The sequence below is a fragment of the Polaribacter sp. ALD11 genome, from assembly GCF_002831685.1.
In the GTDB taxonomy this organism is placed as follows: domain Bacteria; phylum Bacteroidota; class Bacteroidia; order Flavobacteriales; family Flavobacteriaceae; genus Polaribacter.
In genome coordinates this window covers 22501-25000 of the sequence record NZ_CP025119.1, presented here as the reverse complement: position 1 = coordinate 25000, position 2500 = coordinate 22501, and the positions used below count along the sequence as shown (strand labels likewise).

The 2500-nt window shown below is 35.1% G+C and carries 1 protein-coding gene and 2 rRNA genes (1 of these 3 cut by a window edge); 1 reads left to right on the top strand and 2 read right to left on the bottom strand.

Translation table 11 applies throughout. The annotated features are described in order from the left end of the window. Positions 1–990: ribosomal RNA gene (locus tag CW731_RS00110) — 16S ribosomal RNA — on the bottom strand (it extends 530 nt beyond the left edge of the window). A 1024-nt stretch (positions 991–2014) separates the two neighbouring features. Between CW731_RS00110 and CW731_RS15495 the strand changes: the two genes are divergently transcribed. Next, positions 2015–2149, top strand: coding sequence for a transposase (locus tag CW731_RS15495; protein ID WP_232734745.1), 135 nt, complete (start codon positions 2015–2017; stop codon positions 2147–2149). 134 nt (positions 2150–2283) lie between these two features. Here the strand turns inward: CW731_RS15495 and rrf are convergent. Next, a 5S ribosomal RNA gene (rrf, locus tag CW731_RS00105) occupies positions 2284–2393 on the bottom strand. Between the last annotated feature and the right edge of the window lie 107 nt (positions 2394–2500).

Sequence of the window (2500 nt, the reverse complement as noted above, 5' to 3'; positions counted from 1 at the left end):
ACTACATTTAAGCCCTGGTAAGGTTCCTCGCGTATCATCGAATTAAACCACATGCTCCACCGCTTGTGCGGGCCCCCGTCAATTCCTTTGAGTTTCAGTCTTGCGACCGTACTCCCCAGGTGGGATACTTATCACTTTCGCTTAGTCACTGAGATAAATCCCAACAACTAGTATCCATCGTTTACGGCGTGGACTACCAGGGTATCTAATCCTGTTCGCTCCCCACGCTTTCGTCCCTCAGCGTCAGTACATACGTAGTAGACTGCCTTCGCAATCGGTATTCTGTGTAATATCTATGCATTTCACCGCTACACTACACATTCTATCTACTTCCATATGACTCAAGTCAACCAGTATCAAAGGCAGTTCCATAGTTAAGCTATGGGATTTCACCTCTGACTTAATTGACCGCCTGCGGACCCTTTAAACCCAATGATTCCGGATAACGCTTGGACCCTCCGTATTACCGCGGCTGCTGGCACGGAGTTAGCCGGTCCTTATTCTTACAGTACCGTCAAGCTAGTATACATACTAGTGTTTCTTCCTGTATAAAAGTAGTTTACAACCCATAGGGCATTCTTCCTACACGCGGCATGGCTGGATCAGAGTCTCCTCCATTGTCCAATATTCCTCACTGCTGCCTCCCGTAGGAGTCTGGTCCGTGTCTCAGTACCAGTGTGGGGGATCTCCCTCTCAGGACCCCTACCTATCGATGTCTTGGTAAGCCGTTACCTTACCAACTAACTAATAGGACGCATAGCCATCTTTTACCGATAAATCTTTAATTAAAAAATCATGCGATCTCTCAATACTATGGGGCATTAATCTTCATTTCTAAAGGCTATTCCCCTGTAAAAGGTAGGTTCTATACGCGTTACGCACCCGTGCGCCGGTCGTCATCTGTAGCAAGCTACAATGTTACCCCTCGACTTGCATGTGTTAAGCCTGCCGCTAGCGTTCATCCTGAGCCAGGATCAAACTCTTCATTGTATATTTTAAATATGTTAATGAATAAGTTTCAAAAGAATTTACATTATTTAACTAATGTGGTTATTCTACTCTTTGTTTACGCTGTCAATTTCAATATTTTCAATGAACTTCTTTAGGGTATCGCACTCATGCATAAAAACACTCGTTGTAAATCCTAATTTGTAGAAACGTTAGAATCGAACTAACTGACAAGTCAATGCCATTACCAAAATCTCTTTGATCTTTTACTGTTTCGCTTAGCGGCTGCAAATATAAAACTTAATTTAAACCTGACAAGAAAAAATAAATGTTTTTTTCTCTTAACTAAAACAACTCTTTAACACCTTTTTAATCAGTAATTAAAGAATCTCCAAACAACCTATCAATGAACGAAACTAACAAAACACTATTGCTGTTAGCGGGTGCAAACTTACAATACATTTTTAATATCTCAACCATTTATTAACACTTATTTCTTGTTTATTTTACAATAAATAGATAAGAGTATTGTATTGAGTTATTTAGCTAATAAAAATATTTTATCTTTTTTTCTGATTTAAAGTATTACTTAATAAGTTTTAAAAAAAATCTGCTTTTTGTATATGTTAACTCAGAAAATAAATTTCTTTTTCTCTAGGAAATAATCTTCTTTAAAACCCATTCTGGATTCGAATACCAGGAATTGAAGATATCTAATTATTTCAAAAAGTATCATTTATTTTTAATTTACAAATAAAAGATTCTTGAATACAAATAAAAAATATTTTAAACTCAAAATACAAAGGTATTTGATATGTTGTCTTATTAAATTAATAAGAATTTAAACAAATAACGACCTAAATACATTGACAATATATTTACTTCTCTATTTAAAACTTTAGCACTTCTTCATAAACAGACAAACATCAGAACTTGATTAACTATAAAATCTATTATTGTAGAACTCCTTAAAATAATATATTTACAATAATTCATTTAAAAATTATGTAAATAATCACATTACTTGCATACCTAAAAGTTCAATAGTATTACTTAAACAACGTCTATTTATTTCAACTATTTTTATAATAGAAGCACAAATGCGTCAGCAGAATCTTTTAATGCGAAAATTAAAGCTTTTAGAGCACAATTTAAAGGCATGAGAAATATTCAAATTTTTTATTGTAACACTTACATCTAATTTAAACCAGACCTTATGTTTTAAAAATACCCCACAGGCTGCTTACAATTCTAACAAGTTCTAATTATTTTTCATAAAAAAACCTCATATCGTAAGATATGAGGTTTGTAGAATTCTGATTGTATCAGAATTAAGAAAGGCGGCGACCTACTCTCCCACATAAATGCAGTACCATCGGCGCGATTGGGCTTAACTTCTCTGTTCGAGATGGGAAGAGGTGAGCCCCAATGCTATAACCACCCTAAGATTTTCAGTTGAACCAGGTTCAACCGTATAAATTAACATATGGTAAAATAATATCTAAATTGTCAAATAAAAAGAGTGTGTCTCTCCCGCTATTGCTAGCGGGAG